This window comes from Parabacteroides sp. D25, assembly GCF_000307475.1.
GTDB lineage: Bacteria > Bacteroidota > Bacteroidia > Bacteroidales > Tannerellaceae > Parabacteroides > Parabacteroides distasonis.
This window is the reverse complement of the sequence record NZ_JH976506.1, coordinates 234,961-255,657: the sequence shown is the minus strand read 5'-3', so window position 1 is coordinate 255,657 and position 20,697 is coordinate 234,961. Positions and strand designations below refer to the sequence as shown.

Sequence of the window (20,697 nt, the reverse complement as noted above, 5' to 3'; positions counted from 1 at the left end):
ACGGATTATTTTAAGTTATATGTTAATTTAATACATTCTAGTATTAATATATAGTATTAATATGCAAATTATTTTTAACTCAATCCCGCATCAATGCTAGGAAGTAACACCAAAGTACCTTACCCTCATGAAGTTCTTCGGAAACTAAGTCAATCGACTAAGTGGCAACAATTGATTACAACGATCTATTTATTAACAAATTAAACAAAAAGTATGTGTCTATGAAAAGGTTAACTTATCTATTACTATGCTTGTTCGCAAGTATAGCGTTCGCAACGGCTCAGACCACGAAGGTGACCGGTACGGTTATCTCGGCGGAAGACGATGGACCTATCATTGGAGCCTCTATCGTAGTAGCTGGTACTACTACCGGTACTGTAACGGATTACAACGGAGCGTTCACCTTGGATGTTCCTTCTAACGCGAAAAAGCTAATCGTTTCCTACATCGGTATGAAATCTGTGGAAGTGGCAGTAAAACCAATCATTAAAGTCACGATGGAGTCCGACTCTCAGAACTTGGATGAAGTCGTGGTTGTCGGTTACGGAACTCAAAGAAAAAAGGATGTGACGAGTGCCATATCTAAAGTAGGAGGTGAAGACTTAAGCAACTTGGCAACAGCGTCTTTCGACTCTCAATTAGCTGGACGTGCCGCTGGTGTACAGGTTACGACTCCTAGTGGCGTATTGGGAAGCGGTCCTCAATTCAAGATCCGTGGTATGAGTACGATCAGTTCTAACTCTCAGCCGTTATTCATCGTAGATGGCATGCCGATCGCCACCGGTGATAACGCCGATGGAAAAACCGGCTTAGGAATGGCTTACGCTTCTTACAATGCGATGTCTGATATTAACCCGAATGACATCGAATCCATTGAAATATTGAAAGACGGTGCGGCTACAGCTATCTATGGCTCCCGTGCGGCAAATGGAGTTGTATTGATCACAACTAAAAAAGGCTCCAAGGGACGTACTCAAGTAACTTACGATGGCTATGTAAGCGCAGCCAGCGCAGCTAAATTGCATGATCTTCTGGGAGCGAAAGATTTCGTGACTATCGCTAACGAGAAATACGAGAACTGGGGAATGAAAGGACAGGCTGTTTACGATCCGAACGGACCGGACACAAACTGGAATGATTATATTTTCCGTACAGGTTTCCAGCACAATCATAGCTTATCCGCCAGTGGTGGTACGGATAAAAGCCAATATTATGTATCATTAGGTTTCACGGAACAAGAAGGTATCATTCGCGCCAATGACTTAAACCGTTTGAGCTTAAAGGCAGATTTGACACAACAAGCGACAAAATGGTTACGCATCGGATTAAATGGCCAGATGACCCGTACCCGGGTTAATGGTGTCATGAATGACGAGAATTCATTGGGTGGCGTAGGTTTCGCCGGCACTCGTATGCTTCCAAACGTATCTGTATTCAATCCGGATGATCCTACTGGTTACAATATCGACGCTGAAAACCGTAAGACATTAGGTCGCGGAAGCAACCTTTCCTATATTGATAATGGTATCCAGAATATCGTCTGGGCATTAGACAATAACGTAAACCGTACGACCAATACCCGTGTATTAGGTGGTGGATGGGCTGAAATCACATTCATGGACGGATTGACTTTAAAGACACAAGCTGGCTTAGACATCTCGAATGTTAAAGATTTCATGGTATGGAACCCGGAATCAGGAGACGGATACGGCTATGGCGGCTTATTGGAAGAAATCAATACCACATACACGAACTGGAACTGGCAAAACGTAATCAACTTTAACCGTACATTCAATGATGTACATAATCTGACGGCGACAGCGGTACAAGAGTACACCCATCAAGAATATGAATATACGGACGCAACCGTGCAACAAATATCCGATGCTTTCTTCACCGACCATATCATTTCCAACACATTTGGTGAGAGATTCGTATCTGGAGGTAAAACGTTTATGGGATTAGCCTCCTATATGTTCCGTGCGAATTACAACTATGATAGTAAATATTATATCGGAGCCTCCGTCCGCACAGACGGCTTATCCAGCCTTCCGAAAGACACCCGCTGGGGTACATTCTGGGGAGGATCAGCCGCTTGGCGTATCTCTCGCGAAAAATTCTGGAGCGAATCAACTATTAATGATTGGTTTAACGACTTACGTATCCGTGCCAGCTACGCTACAATCGGAAACTCTGACCTAGGGAATTATTTCCCTTATCTGGGAACTTACGGGGCGAAGAAAGCAGGATCGAATACAGCTATCGCTTGGAACCGTATGGGTAACAGCCAGCTTAAATGGGAAACAACCGAGACTTTCGATATCGGATTGGATGGCTCTTTCTTTAATAACCGCCTGACATTCGAGCTAGCTTATTGGCAAAAGAACTCCAAAGACTTGGTGTTGGAAGTTCCTACAGCACCTACCGCTGGTATTCCTTACAACTCATATTTTGATAATATCGGTAAGATCAAGAACTCCGGTATGGAATTGACAGTTAACGCTACAATCATCGCTACCAAAGATTGGAACTGGCAAACTAATTTCAACTTCTCCACAGCTAAGAACACGGTGAAGAGCTTATACGGCGGAACAGACATCGTAGACAATTACACAATCATTCGTGAAGGAGAGTCATATAGATCTTTATATGGATATGATTATTACGGCGTAAACGCCGCAAACGGTAATCCGATCTGGAGTAAGGCGGACGGTTCATTAGTGCAATTCGACACATTCGGCTCTTACGACTATGCGGAATATGATCCTTCCAACCCTTCGGATGTCTCCAAGGCTTCTTCCTTGGACGCTAGCGACCGTAAGGTATTAGGTTCATCTATGCCTACTTGGTACGGAGGTTGGAATAATACAGTTTCTTACAAGAATTTCGATTTAAATGTATTCTTCCGCTTCTCCGGAGGTAATAAGATCATGAACGCTTCTCGTCAAAGCGCATTGTTCAATATGGATTTCTCCAACAATGGAACAGAAATCTTAGGCCGCTGGATTTCTCCAGAGCAACCGGGTGACGGCATGACTCCAAAAATCGGTTATGGAGACGCCTCTTCCTTATTCAATGATGGATATACGGATTCACACTTCGTTGAGAGCGGCAATTACCTAAAACTATCGACGTTAGCTTTAGGCTATACACTACCGAAGGCGGTCGTATCCAAACTGAACATGACAAAGATTCGTTTCTATGTTCAAGGACAGAACTTACTCACTATCACAGGTTATTCCGGATTGGATCCTGAGACAAACTCTCGTTTAGGTGTAGATTGGAACGGTATGCCACAGCAACGTTCATTCACTTTTGGAGCGAACATTACATTCTAATTTCACAAACTAAGAAAAGTTACAATTATGTTATACAAAAAATTATATAAAAACATTTCAGTAGTAGCGTTAGGGACAGCCCTGTTCTCGCTACCCGTGTTCACCGCCTGCGAAAGCGACGTCGTAGACCTTGAACCTGTTGACAAATTCTCCGAGCTTACGGCATACGGGACAGAAGAACGTTGCGAGTTAGCCGTAGTCGGAGCTTACGATGCCGCACAATGTGGTATGTACGTAGATCCGAATGACTTTGGGTGGGCACGCGGTTATCCTTTTGGAGCGGCCAGTATATTGCAAGGCGAAATGCGCGGTGAAGATATGAACCTAACCGCCCAATTCTATGATTATACCTATTCCGCAACCTATAACTTGACTACCGCTAATAACGTGGCGATGTGGGAAACCTCTTTCGAGGCTATTAACCGCTATAATACGGTATACGCAGGTATAGAAGGCGCGGTAGCGGCGAGTGTCATAACCGAAGAGAAAGGGAATCAGTACAAAGGAGAATGCCTGTTCTTACGTGCGTTAACCTATCACAACTTGATGATCCATTATGCCCTGCCCTACAACGTAGAAGGTAACAATAACTACGGTATGCCTATTTACACGAAAGCCGTAAACGACCCCAGCCAACTCGCTGAGCAACAAAGCATAGGCCGTTCTACCGTTAAGGAGACTTACGATCAGATATTAAGCGACCTGAATAATGCGGAAAGCATGCTTCCGGACATTATTGATGCTGATAAGATCGGACGTGCGAGCAAAGGTGCCGCCATCGCATTGAAAACGCGCGTATATTTACATATGCGTGATTGGAACAATGTAGTTACTGAAGCTAAGAAACTGGAAGGCGGACGTTTCATTCTGGAAACCAATCCTGCCACTCCTTTCGTTTCTTACAAAGACAATCAGGAATCTATATTCTCCATTCCGAATGACTCTCAAGATAACGCATCTGTAAATGGAGCTATGTCCGCTATGATGTCTGCCCGTGAAGGTGGCCGTGCGATGTGCCCGACATCCCCTACCCTTTACAACTCCAAATTCTGGAAAGGGGATGACAAGCGTCGTAACCTCGTCCTTTATCGTGCGTCTGACGATTATTACTTCTGTGATAAATACCAGAATCCCCAAACACGTGAAGAGTACGCCCCGATCCTGCGCTATGCCGAGGTATTGCTAAACGAGGCCGAGGCTGCCGCACGTGCGGGAGACAAGACTCTCGCATTGGAGAAATTGAATCAAGTAAGAGACCGTTCTTTGGCCGACCCCGCTACACAGACGTATAAGGCAAGCGATTTCGCCAACACGAAAGCACTGGTGGAAGCTATCCTTTGGGAGCGTCGCATTGAGTTCCAAGGTGAAGGTCGCCGTTGGGAAGACATTCATCGTTTAGCGGCTGACGACTTGCTGCCGTCCGGTGGTATTCCCGCTAAAATCGAATATAACAATGTGAAGAACCAAGGCGCATTCGTTGTTGGTGGAGAAGTGAAAGCTGAATGGTTCGGCAACAGCAAACAGTTCATCCCGTACACGGATAAACGCTTTATTTGGCCGATTCCATTGAATGATATATTAAGAAACCCCACGCTAGCCGCACAACAGAACGCAGGCTGGTAGAATATAGACACACTCTTATTTTTTACTATGCAGGGGACATGAGAGGGCGAGACCGGGAGGTTCCGCCCTCTTTTCTTTTAAAACGTATTGACATAATAATTCACGGGAAATCATTATCTTTGCACTCTCTAAAAGAGGCTTATTCGTTATTTCGTGATAAATACTAATAAATCAACGATATGATTCTATTCTTTCAATCTTCAACAAAGACGGTGCTGGCTGTAGAGGCCGCGCACGCTTTCTCTCCTGAAGACACTCAAAAACTGGTTTGGTTGTTTAGCGAGGCGACTCCTGTTCAATCAGAAACATTGGAAGGCTGGTACGTAGGGCCACGCCGGGAAATGATTACCCCGTGGAGTACGAACGCCGTTGAAATTACCCAGAACATGGGCCTGACCGGTATTTCCCGTATTGAGGAATATTTTCCTGTTTCTTCTGGCGATGCGGATCACGATCCGATGTTGCAACGTATCTACAATGGCTTGAATCAGGAGATCTTCACGATCAGTAAAAAACCGGATCCTATTGTCTACATTGAGGATTTGGAAGTGTACAACCAACAAGAGGGCTTGGCTCTAAGCCAAGAGGAGATCGCTTACTTGAACGAGGTAAGCCAGAAGTTGGGACGTAAGTTGACCGATAGCGAGGTGTTCGGTTTCTCCCAAGTAAACTCGGAACACTGCCGACATAAAATATTCGGAGGTGTATTCATCATCGACGGCGAGGAAAAAGAAAGTTCCTTGTTCAACTTGATCAAGAAAACTTCCGCCGAGAACCCTAATAAATTGGTTTCCGCTTATAAAGATAACGTAGCGTTCAATGAAGGACCGACGGTAGAGCAATTCGCTCCCCTATCCGGTGACAAACCCGATTTCTTCGCCGTAAAAGATATCAAGACGGTTATCTCCTTGAAAGCCGAGACGCATAACTTCCCGACAACCGTTGAGCCGTTCAACGGTGCCGCTACCGGAACAGGTGGTGAGATTCGTGACCGTCTGGGCGGTGGTAAGGCATCCTTGCCGATAGCGGGAACAGCGGTCTATATGACCTCTTACCCTCGTACGGAAGGCGCTCGCGAATGGGAGAAAGTCCTAGACCCTCGTCCTTGGTTATACCAGACTCCGGAGCAGATCTTGATCAAGGCTTCCAATGGCGCTTCCGATTTCGGTAATAAATTTGGCCAGCCGCTTATCTGTGGTTCTTTATTGACTTTCGAGCACACGGAGAACGATAAGAAATACGCTTACGACAAAGTAATCATGCTTGCCGGCGGTGTAGGTTTCGCAAATATGCGTGATGCCTTGAAGGGCGATCCGGAACCGGGCGAGAAAGTGGTTGTGATCGGTGGCGATAACTACCGTATCGGTATGGGTGGTGGAGCCGTCTCTTCCGTAAACACGGGGCAATATACAAGCGGTATCGAGTTGAACGCCGTACAGCGTGCCAACCCGGAAATGCAGAAACGTGCGGCTAACGTGATCCGTGCGATCGCCGAGTCTGACGAGAACCCGATCGTCTCTATCCATGACCATGGTGCGGGTGGACACCTCAACTGCTTGTCTGAGTTGGTGGAGGCTACCGGCGGACACATCGATATGAGCAAATTGCCGATTGGTGACCCGACTCTCTCAGCGAAGGAGATCGTAGGAAACGAGAGCCAAGAGCGCATGGGCTTATTGATGAAAGAAGAAGATGTAGCCCGTGTAAAACGTATCGCGGATCGTGAACGTGCCCCGATGTATGTGGTAGGCGAGACTACTAACGACATGAAGTTTGTCTTCGAACAAGCGGACGGCGTAAAACCTATCGATATCAAGCTGGAATATATGTTCGGTAAACCGCCTAGAACGGTTATGACAGACCATACGGTCACTGAATCTTATCAACCGGTTGTTTACAAAGAATCCGAACTTCACCATTATTTGGAGAACGTACTTCAATTGGAGGCCGTAGCCTGCAAGGATTGGTTAACAAACAAAGTAGACCGTTCCGTAACCGGTAAGATCGCCCGCCAGCAATGTCAAGGTGAATTACAATTGCCGTTGAGCGACTTAGGTGCCGTAGCGTTGGATTACCGCGGGAAAGCTGGTATCGCAACTTCTATCGGTCACGCTCCCCAGGTAGCCATGGTTGATCCGGCCGCCGGTTCCGTTATGGCAATCGCCGAGTCATTGACCAATATCGTATTCGCTCCGCTGACAGATAAGTTGGAGAGCGTATCCTTAAGTGCCAACTGGATGTGGCCGTGCCGTAACGAAGGTGAGGATGCCCGTCTGTACACAGCCGTACAAGCCGCTTCCGACTTCGCTTGCAGCTTAGGTATTAATATCCCGACCGGTAAGGACTCCTTATCCATGACGCAGAAATATGGCGACGATAAGGTGATCGCCCCGGGTACGGTGATTATCTCCGCAGGTGCAGAGGTTAGCGATATCAAGAAAATCGTCTCCCCGGTAGTAGCTCAAGACAAGAATACATACATTTATTATATAGACTTCTCTTTCGATACCTTGAAGTTGGGTGGTTCCGCTTTCGCTCAAGCTTTGAACAAGCTGGGTAATGAGGTTCCGACCGTGAAAGATCCGGAATACTTCCGTGACGCTTTCAACGCCGTACAAGATGCGATCGAGAAGAGACTCATCCTTGCCGGACACGATATCTCAGCGGGAGGTATGATCACCGCCCTGTTAGAGATGTGCTTCGCCAACGTAGAGGGTGGTTTGGATGTCAACTTGGATAAGATCTCCGAGAGCGATATCGTGAAGATCCTGTTTGCCGAGAATCCGGGTATCTTGGTTCAGGTAAAGGACAAGAAGGCATTCGAAAAGTTGATGGAAGAAGCTGGCGTAGGTTTCGCCATCATCGCCAAACCGACCGACGAGCGCCATGTATTGGTATCGAAAGACGGCATCCAATATCACTTCGGCATCGACTATATGCGTGACGTATGGTACGAATCTTCTTATAAACTGGATGTAAAGCAGAGCGGAAGCGTTTGTGCCGGAAACCGTTTCGAGAACTATAAGATGCAGCCCGTACAGTACAAGTTCCACAAGGACTTTACCGGAAAGCTTTCTTCTTACGGACTCTCAGCCGAACGCCGCGCTCCGAACGGCATCAAGGCTGCGGTAATCCGTGAGAAGGGTACGCAATGCGAGCGTGAGACAGCTTACGCCTTGTATCTGGCTGGTTTCGACGTGAAGGATGTCCATATGACGGACTTGGCTAGCGGACGTGAGACTTTGGAGGATGTAAACTTCATCGTATTCTGCGGTGGTTTCTCCAACTCCGACGTATTAGGTTCCGCCAAGGGCTGGGCCGGCGGTTTCTTGTATAACGAGAAAGCCAAGAAAGCGATCGACAACTATTACGCACGTAAAGATACGTTGAGCATGGGTATCTGTAACGGTTGCCAGTTGATGGCCGAGTTAGGCTTGGTTTATCCGGAGCACGAGAAAAAGCATAAGATGGTTCACAATGATTCCCATAAGTTCGAGTCTAACTTCGTTAGCTTGGAGATCCCGAAAAACAACTCCGTAATGTTCGGCTCCTTGAGCGGCACGAAGTTGGGTGTATGGGTAGCTCATGGTGAAGGTAAGTTCGAGTTCCCCTACGAGGAGAAGGAGTACAACATCATCGCTAAATACAACTACGATGGCTATCCCGCCAACCCGAACGGTTCTCCTTGGTCCGTTGCCGGTGTTTGCTCAAAGGACGGCCGCCATTTAGCCATGATGCCTCACCCCGAACGTGCGATCTTCCCTTGGCAGTGCGGTTATTACCCCGCCGACCGTAAGGAGAACGACGAGGTCACTCCATGGATCGAGGCGTTCGTGAACGCTCGCAAGTGGATCGAGAATAATAAGTAAAAATAACAGGGGTTGTTTTTAGCGTTCTTTGAACCTTAAAAACAACCCTTGTTTCTATATCTCCTTAAAGTTTCTTGGTAACCGCCTTTTGATTGAACTCATCCACACGGTAGAATAGACTTTACAACGAATCCACGATTTTAATATCCAAGCCGGTACAGGGGGGATTATCGGTAACTATTACTTTATACAACCGTAATATCCCTGCAACACCCCGCTAATATCTTTGCCTCCGAAATTAATAGACACAGAATTTAATAGAAGAATCATGGAAAGGTTATTTAAAATCAGAATCTTTACGGTTATGTTCTTTTTAGCCGTAGCTTCTATAGCAGCGAACGCTAAAGAAAGTAAGAAGGAAGGTGACAATTATCATGCAAAGCAAATTCTCATCGTAGGTTTGCACGATAACGTGAAATCAAACTATTTCTACAATGGGATGATCGCCGAAGAGACCGGTATGAAAGCGGATAGTATCGACCAAACGTATAATACGATCATCGCCGAGAATATCGCCGCATCCGTAAAGAACGGAGATTGCAAGTTTATTCCGGCAAACGCTACACAAGTGACCGGACAGGTACTGAATGAGATCAAGGTTAACGGGGAGAGCGAGGATTGCTATTCCGATCTTTCAGCCGTGCCGACCGAAGAGTTACAAAAGGTATTGGATAATGCTGACGCTGATTATCTGCTAGTATTAAACCAGCATTATCTTAAATGGCAAGACCAACCCTTGCGCACGCTTTTCCATATCGTCAGCTATACCTTATTCGACAAAGATAAAAATGAGGTATATAGGGGGAATAACTTCTTTACCTGCATGAATCTTGAGAACCCGGATAAACTCAGAAAGAGCAGCCGCAAGAGTTCATCCAAGATAGCATCTACCATTATCAAGACTTTGGACGAGGACTAACCTTCTTTTTTATAGACACATTTATAATTTTCTCGTTGAGCCTAATGGATATCCTTCATTAGGCTTTTTTCTTTATTTAAACCTACACACGGATGTAATCTCTTTGCAAAACCGGACACTTACTTTTGCGCCGTAAAAGATATTTAGGTTTAATTTTAAAAAGATTATTATGAGGATGTTTAACAAACTTACATGCAGGCTGCTTGCCTGTTTGTTATTTTTTAATTGCTTGCCGGCTCTCTTGTCTGCGCAAGGAACGCAAGCGATTATCACCGGTACGGTCGTGGATAATAAAGGGGAATCAGTGATCGGAGCCACGATCCAAGTCAAGAATGAATCTACCGGATTCTTCACGGGCTCTATCACGAACGATAAAGGAGAATACACCATCAAGCAGCTTCCGCTAGGTTCTCCTTATACCGTTACAGCTTCTTATATCGGTTATGGGGAACAGAAAAAGACAGGATACGCATTGAACCAAGGGGATATGCTTCGAGTGGATTTCAAGCTAGCGGAGGAATCGGTGGAGATCCAAGCTGTCGAGGTAGTCGCTAATTCCTTGAAGAACATGGTTCCGAAGATCGGCGCGGCAACATCTATCTCCGCTCAAAATATCACGAAGCTTCCGGTAAACGGCCGTAACTTCACCTCCCTGATGGATCTCTCGCCATTGAGTAGCGGAGGAAATATCGCCGGGCAATTATCATCCTCAACGAATTACACCATCGACGGTATGACGGCTAAAGGAACCGTAGCGAGCGGAACGACTTCCGGCGCTTATACGATATCCATGGAAGCCGTCCGCGAGTTTGAGGTGGTAACCAATCAATATGACGTGACCAACGGACGTTCCGGGGGCGGCACCGTGAGCGCTGTCACGAAATCAGGAACCAATACTTTCACCGGAAGTGTATTCGGATTCGGTCGTGCCGATTGGTTATCCAGTTCCTATGATATACGGGGAAATAAATCGACTTCCGACTTCTCTACCTATCAATATGGTTTCTCTTTGGGAGGCCCGATCGTGAAAGACCGTGCGCACTTCTATGTCGTATGGGATCACCAACAGGATTCCCGTCCGATTTATATAGCGGATATCAAGACGGCGGCGGACGAGTCTCGCTATAATGTCACTCAATCTACGCTAGACCGTTATCTGGATATCGCCCGTACTAAATACGGAGTCTCAAATGACCCTCAATTCGGGGAGTTCGGTAAGAAGAAGCAGACGAACGCGGTCTTCGCCCGTATCGACTGGCAGTTGAACGCAACCAACTTGTTAACCATTCGCAATAATTTCATCAACGAGGATAATAAACAGAGCGAGAGCGATAACTCCAGTATCAATCTTTACGAGGTTTGGATCGACCGCAAATCGCATAACAACAGCTTACTCGCTACCTTACGCTCGGTATTAAGCCCAAAGCTGACCAACGAGTTGAAGCTTCAACATTTCTTGGTTTACGAGGCCACGACCCCGAACAAGCAATTGCCAAGCTCTAATATCCCAAGAGCAATCGTAGAGAACGTGGAATCTATATCTGGTGACAAAAGCATGTACACTTCCATCCAACTTGGAGGTCAACGCTACGCTCCCGAACATTTCAAGGATAATGTACTTCAATTGGTAGACAATATGTATTATAATACGGACCGCATCAACTATACATTCGGAGCGGACTTCATGTACACCAATATGAAATCACTCTACGGCAGTGAGATGAACGGACGGTTTTATTTCACGGGACTGGATAATTTCGAGAATATGACTCCTTACCGCTATGCCCGGGAAATCGCCTTGGTAGATGATCCTACCGTAAAGATGAATACCTTGAACTCCGCTATCTACGGACAATTACAAACGAAGCTTTTCACCGGATTCGAGGTCATGGCCGGTATCCGTGCGGATTATACCCGTTATTTCAACCACGCGAACTTTAACCAGACTGTTTATGACGAACTAGGCTTACGTACGGACAACGTAATCTCCACCTTCCAGTTGCAACCCCGCGTTCAATTCACGTGGGACGTGAATGATAAACATCAAGATATTATCCGCCTTGGCGCCGGTATCTTCGGTTCGGATTTAAACAACTATTCCATGATCAACAATATGCTGTTCGACGGTACGAAGGTAGCGTCCGTGGATATACAAGGCAATTTGGTTCCGACACCGAATTTCCCGGCATACCGCAAAGATCCTTCTACCGCTCCGGGCGTTGATTTATTCAACAACCCGAATATCCAAAAGATCAGCACGATCAATATGAATAGTAAGGATGCCCGTGTACCGGTAGTATATAAGTTGAACGCCAGCTACACGCATTTCTTCTCCGATCGCTTGCGGGTAGGTATCAGTGCTTACGCCAACTGGGCACGCCATAATTATATGTACGTAGACCGTAATATGGTGGATGAGCCTTACTTCCGTATCGCCGCCGAGGGGAATCGTGGCGTGTTCGTCCCCGCCGAGAGTATCAATACCAAGAACGGAGCTACCGACTGGATGCAAGGACGTAAAAGTGATAAGGTAGGCCGTGTGCTGGAATTAATCAGCGATGGAAAAATCAACCAATATGCGTTCGTGGTAGATGGAACTTGGCGTTATTTCAAGGATGGCGAGCTTTCTTTCAGCTATACGTGGAACGATTCCAAGGATAACACCTCTTACAACGGTAACGTAGCGAATACAGCGACTCTAGCCTTGATGGTAAAAGATGATCCTCGTGATTTGAGTACCATGACTTACTCGGACAACCAATTCCGCCATAAGGTCGTATTCTACGGTACGGCTCCTTCTTTCTGGGGAATCAGCGTAGGCTTGCGTTTCTCCGGGATCGGTGGAACCCGCTACTCTTTAGCGGTTAGTGGTAATATGAACGGTGATTTCGTATCATCCAACGACTTGGCTTATATCTATGACCCGAACGATAGTAATACGCCTCAATATCTTCGTGAGGGTATCCAAGCGATCTTGGACAACCCGGAAGCGGAGAAGAGCGTAAAAGATTATATCCGTAAAAACTATGGGAAGGTTGCCGAGCGTAACGGTGGCGTAAATGGCTTCTACGGTACTTTCGATTTGCGCTTGAACAAGAACTTCAAGATCTATAAGACTCATTCCATCGAGGCCTCGATAGACTTTTTCAATTTCCTGAATATGCTGAACAAGGACTGGGGTGCCGGACATAATCTAGGCAAGCAGAATATCTACTCCATCAAGAGTTTTGACGCGGAGAAGAAGCAATACGTATATAACGTAAACAAAAACACGGGTGTATCCAATATGAACGGAAACCCTTGGCAGATTCAAATCGGCGTACGTTATAAATTCTAACTAACATATTCTATATTCAAATCATAAAAAAAATTACGATGAAGAAACAATTCTTATCATTCACGCTTTTACTTGCGTTATCCACTTGGATAGCGCAAGCCGCTACCGTAAGAGGCACTGTATCCGATACGGCAGGCAAACCGCTACAAGGCGTAGTCGTTACGGATGGTTATAATTTCACGCAAACAAATGAGCGGGGAGAATATAGCCTAGATTCGAATCTGGACAAAAGCCGCTTTGTCTACCTCTCCGTACCGGGTGACTATGAGATCGAGCAAACAAAAGGTATACCGGATCTTTTCTATCAGCAACTTGATAAAAGTAAGGAGATCAATGAATATGATTTTACGCTCACCCCTAGGAAACAGCCAATCGACGGGTTTGTCTACTTGGCAATCTCCGATCCTCAGACCATCGACGAACGGCAGATGAAACGTTTCCGTGAAGAGACCATCCCCGACTTGAAGCAGACTATAGAGCGCTACCAAGGAAAAGAGGTCTACGGTATGGCGCTGGGAGACATTACTTGGGATCGCATGGATTTATTCACTCCTTATAAGGAAGCGGTCTCGGTCTTAGGCATCCCGATGTTCTCCGTGATCGGCAATCACGACCACGACTTACGTTACCCGGCCTTATCCAATCAAAAGGTAACCGAGGAGAGCTATGCGGAGCGTATCTACGAGGATCATTTCGGCCCTTACAATTATTCGTTCAATGTCGGGGATGCACATATCATCACCTTAAAAGATATTGATTATTATAAAGACAAGAAATATGACGAACGCTTCGGAAAGGAACAACTGGAATGGCTGAAAAACGACCTGAGTTACGTTAAACCCGGAACACTTGTATTTATCAACGTACATGCCCCGGTATTCAACCAGACGGATAAAGGGGGAGGAAACGCCGAGGACGCTGAGAGCCTGAAAGAGATCGTCAGCCCTTATAATGTCCATATCTTCGCCGGGCATACGCATTTCTTCGAGAACAACCAAGTCACACCGAATCTGTACGAGCATAATATCGGAGCCGCTTGCGGAGCTTGGTGGGCCGGCCATGTAAATCGGTGCGGCGCCCCGAACGGTTATCTGGTCGTTGAGGTGAAAGGGAATGCCGCTACTTGGTATTATAAGGCAACCGGCCATGATTCGGATTATCAATTCAGGGTTTATAGGCCGAATGAGTTCAAATCGCAAGCGGATTACCTAGTGGTGAACGTATGGGATTGGGACCCGACCTACCAAGTTACATGGAGCGAAAACGGCATAGAGAAAGGTTGCATGGAGCAATTCGATGATGAAGACCAAGACTATATCGACATGCACGGAAAACCTTCCGGATATCATACATCGCACTTATTCCGTTGCCACCCTTCAGCCGGAGTCAAAGACGTACAGATCAAGGTTATCAACCGATTTGGCGAGACCTTTACTAAAAATGTAACACTCCCGTAATCAAATCGTAACAAGTGGCATTTACTTTTGTATCGATAAAATGTAGAAAACTCTCATTACATATTAATGTTAGAATCATTACAAAGGAACAAACCAAACCTTATTCCTAACTTTGAACGGCAACTCGGCTTTCGGCGGAAGGCGGTTGCCGTTATTTTTTAAGGGTATATCCCATTCTTAACGGGAAAAGTTTCGAGTTCATTCGAAACTTTTGTACTTTTACGCAAAAGTTTCGAGTATGGACGATAGATTTAAGACATTAGAGAAGTATAACCTATGGGGTGGAAACGATTTTCCAACAGGCTATAAACGGCAAGATTATTTAGATAGGATATTATCCTACACCGGAAACAGATTAATCAAAGTCTTGGTAGGACAGCGACGTGTAGGGAAAAGCTATCTCCTTCGTCAGTTAGCTAGCCATCTCGCCAATAGTGGAGTAAATCCCCGAAATATATTCTTCATTAACTGTGAGCTATCCGCCTTCTATTTTTTGAAAACCAATGAAGATCTTGATTCCCTGTTTAATCTCTACTTAAAACAAATAAATCCTCAAGGTCGTATCTATCTGTTCATTGACGAAATCCAAAATGTAGAGGGATGGGAACGCTTCGCCAACTCATACTCACAGGACTATACCGCCGAATATGAGTTATTCATTAGTGGCTCCAACTCTAAAATGCTATCTGGAGAACTCGCCACGTTATTAGCCGGACGTTATGTGGAATTTGCCATCTATCCTTTTTCATACACAGAGTTTCTTGGAATCACCCAAAAAGAAAACAACAAGGTACACTACCTAGAATATATGCAAAGTAGTGGTATGCCTGAATTATACCATCTATCTCAACCAGAAGTACAAAGAAATTATATATCCGCATTAAAAGACACCGTATTACTACGTGATATCATACAAAGACAAAACATAAAAGACGCTAAGTTGCTTGAGGACATTTTTGTCTATCTGGTAAATAACGCATCTAATTTAATATCAATTCGGAATATCACCAATTATTTCAAGAGCTCGGGAAGGAAGACCAGCTATGATACGATCGCCTCCTACATTAGTTACATAGAGGACACTTTTTTGGTACATAAAGTCGAGAAATACCAAATCAAGGGAAAGGAGACCATCGCCGGGAATTGTAAGTATTACATCAATGACCTAGGTTTCAACAATTATTTATATCAAGGCTTTGGCTACGGCATTGGGTATAAACTAGAAAACCTCATTTATCTAGATTTATTAAGGGCCGGCTATCAAATATACGTAGGCAGCATAAAGAACAAAGAGGTGGATTTCGTCGCTATCAAAGGAGAGAGGGTTATCTATCTCCAATCCACTTATTTACTAATCGACAAAGAAACCATCGAACGGGAATATGCCTCGTTAGAGGCCATTGAGGATAATTACGAGAAGATCGTTGTCTCGCTCGATGATCTGCCGCTTCCTTCCAAAGAAGGAATAAAGCACGTACAAGCATGGAATTTATCCCATGCCATTCTCTAAAATCAAGGTTTATTTTCGGATCTAGCCCTTCCTATAAGCTCACAAAAAAAGCACCTTGGCATTTTGTCAATTTGTAAACTCAACTGCCCGAGAATCACTTTTTTCGGGCAAACGTACAGCTTATCCCCAAATACGAGAAAAAATATTAGCAATCATTTGTCTTATACGGCATTAGTTAAAAACAGCCTTTTATCCTAGCGAATTTAATTCATCCTAATTCATATCCTATAGCTTATCCGGGCTATCTCATTGAGTTACGACAGGGATATAACAGGGTTACGATGCCCATTCATGAGTACTAACAACCCTATTCATGACTGTTTACGATGCCCAACGGCACTACTGTCGTTGCCAAACACGACTAGTCGCACTGCCTTTTACCACCTATCGTGTGTAAAAAGTGGTCCTTTTGCATGAAAAAGGCTATTTATACCCCTCCGATCTCCCCTACTTCATACCTCTCTCAAAAAGGGTATGTCACGATATCCCCCTTATATCAATCAAAAAGATCGAATACCGTCCATTTCACCAACAAAGCCCTTATCTACCCTTATCAACAAATAAGGGGAAACAGCGCAATACTGTCTCCCCTTGCCTTTGATCCGTTTCCATCCTCACGGAAGTACTTACGGATGAACTTTAATTTATTACTTTAGTATTAATATTAATCCATTCCCGCTTGTTCGCCCTCTCGGGGTACTTGGTTTCCCGCACGGGAATGATTTTCGATTTATCTTTTCATTATTCCTTTACATGTCTTATTTAACGACAACCTTTACGGTCTCGTCGCCAACCGTTACAAGAACGATTCCGGCAGGAACAGCGATCGTAGCGTTATCGGAAGTGACAACTGTCTCTGCCAACGGCATACCCAATAAGTTGCGAACATAAGCCGTCTCGCCTTGAGCGCCTTGGATCGTTACGGAACCGGCGTTGCCTGTTACTACGATAGAAGAAGCGGCGTTGTCGATAGACTCGTTAGAAGTCGGAACCTCAGTACCTAACGTGAAGACCATAGCCTCTTCCTTTCCACCCAAACCTAACTTACCGTTCTTAGCGTATACATACTTGTTATCTGCCTTTGAGTAGATAACATACTCGCCATCCACAGCATCGTCAGCCAAGCAGATACCGAACTTGAAGTTATCCAAGCCAGCCAATACTTCTTCTGCCTTGTTTTCCTTAGCAGCAACAACAGCAGCCTTACCCTCTACAACCGTATTGATCGTGTCAACACCTGCGATAGTAGCCGGACGGAAGATTACCTTAGCGATCTTATCCTCTTTAGTTGTACCTTCCAGCATATACTTCTCGTTGAAAGAAGCCTGAGCAGAGTTCTCATCGAAGATAGACATAGAGTCTGTAGCGTTATACATGAACATTCTCTCGGCCGGTTTCTCTTCGCCTTCAGCAACCTCAATACCCTTAGAGATATAGAAGTACGGAGTTGTAGCCTTGCTATCCGCTGTATCCAACCAGAAGATCATGCTCTCAGCGGAAAGGATACCCTCAGTGATACCATTCTTATTCAACTGATAGTTGATAGAACCCAGCGCATTGTCGAATGAAGCGTGACGAGACTCAGCAGGCAATGTAGTCTTGTCTGAATTATCTTGTACCTTAACAGCTACGCTAGCGAAGCTGCCTTCTGACAGGTTATATAATAATACCTCCTCTGTTGAGAATTTTGTACCTGTAGTAGGATCTACGCTTACAACGTTTGTACCGGCAGTGATATCCTCATCAAACGAAACATTTGCGTCAGTTCCCATCATAGCGTAAGAACCGTCAGCGTTTGCGCGGAATACGAATTCAGCAGGTTTTTCAGTGCCGCTTACCGTTGCAAATTCCAAGTCTTCACCTAAGTAAGTAACGATATCATCTTTACCCTCTTGCGGAGTCGTATAATAGATATTGTAAGTCGGAACAAACAATGTATCTTTCAACTCTACAATCTTACCATCTTTCAAACAAGATAATACAAGAGGTTGGATCGTGTAATTTACGACAGCATCTTTATCCTCATCATTGATCTTACCTTTAGCCTTATTGATAGCCAGCGTGAATGCATCGGAAGCCTTCATGCTAGGAGCCAACATTTCAGTTGTTGTTTCGTCTTCTGTTTTCTTGTCTTTCTTAGCAAAGAAAGTCTTCTCACCAATTAACGCAGTCTTACCCGTAAATTCCAACTTGATACCAGCTTCCATCTCATCCTTGGATAAATCCAAGAAACCAGCGACTTTCTCAACCGGGATGAACTTAACTGTTGTACTATTAACAGGTTTAGCCTCATCAGCACCCTCTTCACCCGGAGCAGCTTTCTTCAAGGAATTGAAAGAAACATCGGCGCTATTAGACTTAGCGTTAACCACCTTATACTCGCCCTTCACGTCAGACTCTTGCAAGCCTAAAGTAATCTCTTGAGTTGTTTCACGGTTCACCAACGTAAATGTATATTTACCGTCGAAGCCCTTCACGGCCCATTGAGATAACGCAGAGTTGAAGTTTACGTCTTTAGCAGCCTTAGCGTCGAACGCAAACTTATAAGTAGCAGCTCTATTAGTCTCCTCCTTAACAGTTACCGGAACCAAATATTTGTGATACTCAGTCTGGAAGTTATCTTTTTGGCTTTCCTTGTTACTAGTAAAGTAAACATTCACGTAGTTAGCCACGCCTTCCTTCAATAAAACGGAAGCATCCAAATAAGTGCTAGCGCCTAAAGTAGCGGAGATCAATAAAGATTTCTCATTTTCCTTAACCGTTGTCACATAAGTCTTCGTATCTGTAGCAGTAAAGCGCATAGCACCTACGTACACATATTCAGTTCCCTCTACAGTCTTATCTTGTTTAGGATCTTCTATTTTCAGCTCATACTCACCTTCATTCGCCAACTTATCGAACTCCTTAACAGAGAAAGCTGCCTTATTCCCAGTGATCTTATCACCGTTGATAACCTGTAGAATGTAAGCCGGAGATTTAGCGCCCCTTACGTCATATTTTTTATCTATATTCAAAGCAAGAAGTTGGATATCCTCCGTAGCCAAGGCCTCCTCTACTCCTTCTTTATCTTTCACTGCTTTTTTCAATGCCTTAACAGCATCATCCTTACCGCCTACAACGAAATAAGTACCGGCATCTAAAGTAGTAGCATCGTCCCCGATCTCTACCGCATACATCGGTTTAGCGAAAGCGTTACCTTCCAAGTCTGTCTTAGTGTTGAAGCCGAAAGTGAAACCTTCCGTGTTGTAGTCGTTCAACATATCAGCCGTCATCACCTCTTCTTGTGTAGCCAAAACCACGTTGATAGCCGTAGCGTTCATCAAAGAAGCGGAGAATTTTTTCAATTCGCTTAATTTGTTCTTGTCTGTGATTAAAGTAGTCACAGTTTTAGAAGCCTCTGTAGTAGTAGCAGCGTCTGATTTAATTACACCGTCTTTCGTCAAAGAAATCTTATTGCCGTCAACAGACAAGGAGAAGGTGTACTGTCCACCAACCTTAGTGTAATTGCCAACCTCGAAAACAGAAGCCTCGTCAGGGTTTAAAGTCTCTTCTAAAGACCAAACCGTAGCCTTGTCCTTAATTGTTAACTTTTTAACTTTGTAATACTTCGTATCAGTTTGAGTGGAGGTAGCCTCATCGCTGCCTACCTGCAAATAGAACTTCACACCGTTCGCCAAAACCTTGTTCGTGTTCACGGCTTGATAAGTCGCAAACGTCGCTTCAGCGAAAGCAGGTGTTACAACTGATCCAGAGGCCAATAAAGCCGCTGTCATCAAAGTAAAAATCCCTTTGTTCATAATCTCTAATTTAAATATTAATAATAGTGTTAATTAAATATCTCCCAACTCTTTAATTATCCTTCGCCATACCAAAACGACTAGTCTAGACCATCATTTAGATCTTGCGTTTTTGAAGAGGGAAAACGGGAGGTTTGTTTACGGAATCGGTTGTTTCGTAAAGGATAGGCTATCCTATTGATAAGAAAGCGAATAAGGGATGAAAAAAATAGCTCGGAAGGGTTGCAGGTATCAAAGAAACGCGTACCTTTGCAAATGACGAATTAAAACGATCGTTTATACTAGCCGTTTTATTAGATAAATCAGTCCTTGATATTATTGGTATGTATTACTAAAGCCTATTCATATACATCATATTCTTTAATGTACGTGTACATATATAATATAATTTCCAAAAATCCTCCTCTAGGTTAACGCATACTTGATTTCGCAGGCCGTAGAAGGCTTTCCAAGTGATCAGTTATTCACTTCCCGAGCCGTTAGTTAGCGGCTATATATAGCCGCTAGTTATTCATTCGACAAGCCGTTAGTTATTCACTTCAGCAGCCAATGGCACTCTATCAAACAGCTAGGCCTCCCTACTCCGATAAACAATCGTGCCCCAAAAGACTTTGAACTCACAGAGCATGCACCGATAAGTCGGCACTAAGCAACCATTAACAGAAATAATGGCTAAAATAGGCTGGAATGACCGCACTAAATTCAAACGGAAATATATCAATTTTAATCTATTGTCATGATTTAAGGCTATCCCCCATGAATATCGGATGAGTCGGAATTTCTACTGCCTCATTGTTTTAGGAAAGTGATAGAGAGCAAAAAAAGGAGTTAAGCCATAGACTTAACT

8 protein-coding genes are annotated in these 20,697 nt (G+C 44.6%); 7 read left to right on the top strand and 1 reads right to left on the bottom strand.

Going from position 1 to position 20,697, the window contains the following annotated elements; translation table 11 throughout:
- Window positions 1-221 precede the first annotated feature (221 nt).
- The 7 genes from HMPREF0999_RS17150 (at window position 222) to HMPREF0999_RS17120 (ending at window position 16,053) form a co-directional block, all read left to right on the top strand.
- The gene (locus HMPREF0999_RS17150; protein ID WP_005861298.1) at window positions 222-3,338 is read left to right on the top strand and encodes a SusC/RagA family TonB-linked outer membrane protein; all 3,117 of its coding nucleotides are present in this window, start codon (window positions 222-224) and stop codon (window positions 3,336-3,338) included.
- 27 nt (window positions 3,339-3,365) lie between these two features.
- Window positions 3,366-4,961 (top strand): RagB/SusD family nutrient uptake outer membrane protein, encoded by a 1,596-nt coding sequence (locus HMPREF0999_RS17145; protein ID WP_009276465.1) that lies wholly within the window; start codon window positions 3,366-3,368, stop codon window positions 4,959-4,961.
- A gap of 179 nt (window positions 4,962-5,140) precedes the next feature.
- Window positions 5,141-8,830: a phosphoribosylformylglycinamidine synthase gene (gene purL / locus HMPREF0999_RS17140; RefSeq protein WP_009276464.1), complete on the top strand. Its 3,690-nt coding sequence runs from the start codon at window positions 5,141-5,143 to the stop codon at window positions 8,828-8,830.
- Window positions 8,831-9,098: 268 nt separating this feature from the next.
- Window positions 9,099-9,749: a hypothetical protein gene (locus tag HMPREF0999_RS17135; RefSeq protein WP_005861292.1), complete on the top strand. Its 651-nt coding sequence runs from the start codon at window positions 9,099-9,101 to the stop codon at window positions 9,747-9,749.
- Between the two features lie 169 nt (window positions 9,750-9,918).
- Window positions 9,919-13,086 carry a TonB-dependent receptor gene (locus tag HMPREF0999_RS17130; RefSeq protein WP_009276463.1) on the top strand — a complete coding sequence of 1,056 codons (3,168 nt, stop codon included), beginning with the start codon at window positions 9,919-9,921 and terminating at the stop codon, window positions 13,084-13,086.
- 38 nt (window positions 13,087-13,124) lie between these two features.
- Window positions 13,125-14,543, top strand: a complete 1,419-nt coding sequence (locus HMPREF0999_RS17125; protein WP_009276462.1) for a calcineurin-like phosphoesterase C-terminal domain-containing protein — start codon at window positions 13,125-13,127, stop codon at window positions 14,541-14,543.
- A 238-nt stretch (window positions 14,544-14,781) separates the two neighbouring features.
- A complete protein-coding gene (locus HMPREF0999_RS17120) occupies window positions 14,782-16,053 on the top strand; it encodes an ATP-binding protein (RefSeq protein WP_005861286.1) in 1,272 nt (423 codons plus the stop codon).
- 758 nt (window positions 16,054-16,811) lie between these two features.
- Here the strand turns inward: HMPREF0999_RS17120 and HMPREF0999_RS17115 are convergent.
- On the bottom strand, window positions 16,812-19,850 hold the full coding sequence (locus HMPREF0999_RS17115; RefSeq protein ID WP_009276461.1) for a DUF6383 domain-containing protein: 3,039 nt from the start codon (window positions 19,848-19,850) through the stop codon (window positions 16,812-16,814).
- Window positions 19,851-20,697: the final 847 nt, after the last annotated feature.